Source organism: Clostridium sp., from assembly GCF_051656525.1.
In the GTDB taxonomy this organism is placed as follows: Bacteria; Bacillota; Clostridia; order Clostridiales; family Clostridiaceae; genus Clostridium.
In genome coordinates, this window is the sequence record NZ_JBOGCC010000350.1 from 1 (window position 1) to 4,585 (window position 4,585).

At 54.9% G+C, this 4,585-nt stretch carries 5 protein-coding genes; all 5 read right to left on the bottom strand.

All coding sequences use genetic code 11. The annotated features are described in order from the left end of the window. Nucleotides 1-437: hypothetical protein (locus tag ACRDDY_RS17175; protein ID WP_438566155.1), on the bottom strand; the 437-nt coding region annotated here is incomplete at its 3' end. A 239-nt stretch (nucleotides 438-676) separates the two neighbouring features. Next, nucleotides 677-1,402, bottom strand: coding sequence for a lysophospholipid acyltransferase family protein (locus ACRDDY_RS17180; protein WP_438566156.1), 726 nt, complete (start codon nucleotides 1,400-1,402; stop codon nucleotides 677-679). 19 nt (nucleotides 1,403-1,421) lie between these two features. After that, entirely contained in the window at nucleotides 1,422-2,369 is a 948-nt protein-coding gene (locus ACRDDY_RS17185) for a phosphatidate cytidylyltransferase (RefSeq protein WP_139799967.1), read from the bottom strand. Beyond that, a complete protein-coding gene (locus ACRDDY_RS17190; RefSeq protein ID WP_084977257.1) occupies nucleotides 2,362-2,970 on the bottom strand; it encodes a CDP-alcohol phosphatidyltransferase family protein in 609 nt (202 codons plus the stop codon). Before ACRDDY_RS17190 ends, ACRDDY_RS17185 begins: the two co-directional genes overlap by 8 nt. Nucleotides 2,971-3,292: 322 nt before the next feature. Next, nucleotides 3,293-4,585, bottom strand: a 1,293-nt coding sequence (locus tag ACRDDY_RS17195) for an ATP-dependent helicase C-terminal domain-containing protein (RefSeq protein WP_438566157.1), incomplete at its 5' end; no start/stop codon positions are given.

Below are 4,585 nucleotides of genomic sequence, written 5' to 3' on the forward strand. Positions count from 1 at the left end.
GGCTCACCCGGTTGCAAGTTGATGATCCGGCTATACACCGAGGCCGGTAGCTGCCACACCTGACCATCCATCCGATCGCGAATTTTGCCATCCAGATAGATGCCCCACAGCGCCATTACCGCAATCCCGACCAGCGCCAGCTTCAGCCCAAGGCTCAACAAACGCCGTTTCCACGACGGACGCCGCGCCATCAGTTGCTCCTCCGCATCATCATCGGCCAGCTCATCATGATCGTCGTCATAGTCGTCGTAATACGCCTCCTCGCCTTGCTCATCATCGGGCAAGTCGCGGTCAGGATCGTCATACCACTCATCATCATCCTGTTCATTCTTCCGGTTATGTGCGGGCGAACGCCGTGCCGGAGCGCGGTTATTGCGCGCCGGTTTCTGGCGGCGTCCAATCGGAGCACGATCTTCATCCTGGTCGTCGTAACGCATGATCCCTGCCGGTTTCTCCTGCTTGCACGGGCGAGCACTGGCTGTTATTCGTCATCCACGACGATGCAGTGCTTAAATAATGTTGGAACGATCGATGAAAAACAGCCTGTTATAGACTGTTATTTCATCGCTTAAAGGCGGGATTATATCGTTTAACAGTACTCAGACGCTCGACCTTTCAGCTACTCGCCCCCCACAAAGCCAGAAAGTTAGGCCTAATAGCAAAGGAAAACAAAATGTTACTCCTCAGTTGCACCTACACTGCGAGCGCTGCATTTTAACTCAATGCTGAGCGGTACCTCTGGTTCTAGAGCCGAAGCTGGCTCTGGCGACATGACCGGCCGAATTTTATCGCGCAATTGCAGTAACGCTGCGCGGATCTGAGCGCGAAACAGATCTTTTTCCGATTGCCAGTACAACGGTCGGCCAACACCGATATCCACAAAAAACGGCACCGGTAGTCGCTGCCCTTTCCCCATAGCTCGACCTAGACCATGCAAATATACCGGCACCACCGGCACCTCAGGCATCTCACGTAGCAAATGCCAGATCCCGGCTTTGATTTCCGACAGGTTCTCCGGCTCACCACGGGTTCCTTCTGGAAATAGGATCAGAATCTTCCCTTGCTGTAGCGCGGCTCGGCATGCCGCCAGCGGATCGCGCCCAGATCCAGCACCGCCTCGGATAACCGGAATAATACCTATCACATGGGTCGCAAACCACGCCAACCGCCTATTGATCAAAAAGTAATCGGCAGCTGCTGCCGGATGAACGTTGGGGATCACCGATAATGGAAATAGACTGAACAACGTCAGAATATCCAGATGGCTATTATGATTCGCCACCACAATCGCCGGCCCAGTCAACGGCAGACGTCGCTGATGGCGAACGGTGATCCCCAACCATAACCGTACCAGTGGGCGAGCCAACAACAGTACAAAAAGAATACGCAGTAAATTCTTCATCGTCCGCTAATCAACAGCATCAAAAATAGAGGTAGTGGACGTAATGGAAAAACAGCGGCGCCGTATAGGTCAGCGAATCGAGTCTATCCAAGATCCCCCCATGCCCCGGCAATAAACGCCCAGAGTCTTTAACCCCGATATCACGTTTAACCGCAGAAATCACAATGTCACCAATAAATCCGGTACAGCCAATCAAACAGCCGGCAAATAGCCCATGAACCAAAGTAAGCGGCGTCAGTAGCGGCCCTAGCACTGCCCCCAGCACGGTCGTGGTCAGTACCCCACCCAAAAAACCTTCTAGCGTTTTATTTGGTGAGACTTTCGGCGCGATTTTGCGCCGACCCAGACTCTTGCCCCATAAATACTGCGCCACATCGTTTAACTGGGTGAGTAAAACCAGATAAAACAGCAACATCGCCCCTTGTGATGCACTGCCTGCGCCGCTGAGTTGCGGCACGGTCAATACAGCAGCCATATGACTCAGGCTAAAGACGCAAATCATCAGCCCCCACTGTAACGAGGCTGCGGCCTTAAGAAAGCCCTGCGTCTCCCCCGCCAGTACCATGCGCATTGGCACAAAAAGGAAGATATAAACCGGAATGAAGATGATGAACATGCCGTACCAGTGGATCCCCAGCCAGTAATATTGCAGAGGGATACTGAGATAAGCCCAAAACAACACAACATGATCAACCGTACGCGTAGCACACAGAGTCAGGTACTCTTTTAGGGCCAAAAAGCTGATTAAAGCAAACACCACCAACGCCAGTACGGTATTGCCCAGTAGGGTCAACGAGAAAATACCGACAATCCACCACCACGTATTGACCCGTTGTTTTAGCTCCAGCCAGTTCTTTTCCGGTTTACGGTGTGCCAGCCAACGAATGACCAGACTGGCCAACGCCAACAACACAAACACACCACCTAACGCCCACTGCAAGGGCTGTATGCTCAATCCATTAAACATGTTTAGCCTCCCGCAACATCATACGGCTCCGGTTGATAATGGTGACCAACAGCAGTAACGCCGTCACGCCAAAAACAACGCTGGTATACACCCGCAGCGCAGGCCAAAGCCCGATCGCCAATGCCAACGCGCCATACCAAAATGCCCGATCACTTTTTCCCATCGGGCCATCATAACGACGGGAAGCCCCCATCCCGGGGCCAAGCACCCCAATAAACTCTGACAATATGGCCAGCAATACCGCCAATAGCACCCATTCGGGTTGCAGCGCGACCAGCATAAAGGGCAAGTACAAAGCGGCGTCAGACACAACATCACCGGCCTCATTCAGGATCGCCCCCAAACGTGACTGCTGATCAAATTCGCGTGCTAACATGCCGTCGATTGCATTCAACCCCATGCGACAAAACAGAAATAGCGGCAACAATAACCAAGGTAGGGAGCTATGTGACGAAAGAGACAGCCACACGCCATACAGTACGGAACCACACATGGCCGCCAGTGTGACCTGATTGGCCGTCACTCCTACTGCGGCTAACAGCCGTACCAAAGGACGCAATACGTGTTGAAAGCGGGATTTTAAAGCATAAATTGTGAGCATAATCCACCAAACACCAGCCAAGAAATAAACCGAGGAACCACCAGAGGAATACGTTATTCCCCTGGTTACGCTTGCGGATGCCGGTGGAACGGTAAAACAGACATACGCAAATTGTAAGATGAATCGCGCATAGTCCACGAAGCAGTTTGTGAAAGTCAAGACGATGAGTCCAGTTACGCGACACCGCCCTCAATGTTATGTTCTACCGATTAATCATAGAGATAAGTGGTCGTTTATTAATATCCCAGCATATTCGATTGATTGCATGCCCGATTCATTCGGTTCCGGCATGAGCAACTCATCAGCACATTACTCGCAAACTTCACCCCTGCCAGTGCCGTTTCGTGGCACGAGTAGCTTGGGTATTGGCCGGATCGTCCGGCCACACATGCTTGGGATAACGCCCCTTCATCTCTTTTTGTACTTCTTTATACGCGCCTTGCCAGAAAGCCTGCAGATCGCGGGTGATCTGCAGCGGGCGACGTGCCGGTGACAATAACTCCAACACCAACGCCACACGACCATCGGCAATACGCGGAGATGCCGACTCACCAAACACCTCTTGCAGACGCACCGCCAGCACCGGATCGGCATCCGACGCATAGCGGATCGCGATGCGTGAGCCGGTCGGCACGGTATAACACACCGGCAGCAGTTGCTCTAAACGCTGGCGTTGCTGCCAATCGAGCAGATTATTCAGCGCCGCGCTCAGATCCAACTGGCGTAAACCGCGCACATCACGCACGCCCTCAAGCTGTGGCCCTAACCAGCTATCCAGGGACGCGAGCAGCGCCTCATCCTCCACTGACGGCCACGGCAACTCGGGTAGCCAGCGTGCGGCGCACTGTAAGCGCGCACGTAACTGCACCGCGGATTCATCCCAATTCAGCACCGCTAAGCCTTGCTCGGCGACCCAATCCAGCAGTGCTTGGCGCATTTGCGCCGGCTCAGGTGCACTCATCGGCTGCTCGCTCAAGGTCAACGCCCCTAAACGGCGACGGCGCAAAGCGCGCAAAGTACCGCGCGCCTCATCCCACTCCAGTGCCATCTGCTCACTGACCAACTGAGGCAATTGCGCCGCCAGTACCTCCAATGAGCTAACCGGCCAAGCGAGCAAAATCCGCGCCTCACGACTCGACGCGCCCAAAATCAGACTCGGTACGACCAACGCACGCTGAGCGGCCAGTGGACTGTCAGCCTCAATAAAGGCGCCGTTACCGCCAGATAACTGAAAACGGCCATCATGGCTTCGCGCCACGCCAATGCGATCCGGATACGCGCTAGCCAACAGCTCCGCAATCATATCGGGTGCGCTGTACGTGTTGTTTTCGGTAGCGCGCGTCGCGTTCGGCGTTAAGCGCCCCAACAACGTGTCGGCGCGCTGGCGCTGACGCGCGGTGAGACGATCCGGATCCGGCGTCACTTGAGTGCGCGGCGGCTCTTCCAATAGCGCCACCAAACGCGCCGCTAATGCCGCTTCGCCGCGCTCCCGACCGCTGAGCAGCAGCACTCCGTGGCGGGGATCGCAGCCTAACGCCGCCAGCTCGCGGCCACGGGCGGTGAGGCGCCCTGACTCATCGGTGGCCTGTAAACGGCGCAGCAAGGTTTCTGCGGC

Bases quoted from the DNA above. Each gene is read 5' to 3' on its own strand.
- ACRDDY_RS17185 (WP_139799967.1), bottom strand. From the start codon at position 2,369: ATGTTTAATGGATTGAGCATACAGCCCTTGCAGTGGGCGTTAGGTGGT.
- ACRDDY_RS17190 (WP_084977257.1), bottom strand. From the start codon at position 2,970: ATGCTCACAATTTATGCTTTAAAATCCCGCTTTCAACACGTATTGCGT.
- ACRDDY_RS17180 (WP_438566156.1), bottom strand. From the start codon at position 1,402: ATGAAGAATTTACTGCGTATTCTTTTTGTACTGTTGTTGGCTCGCCCA.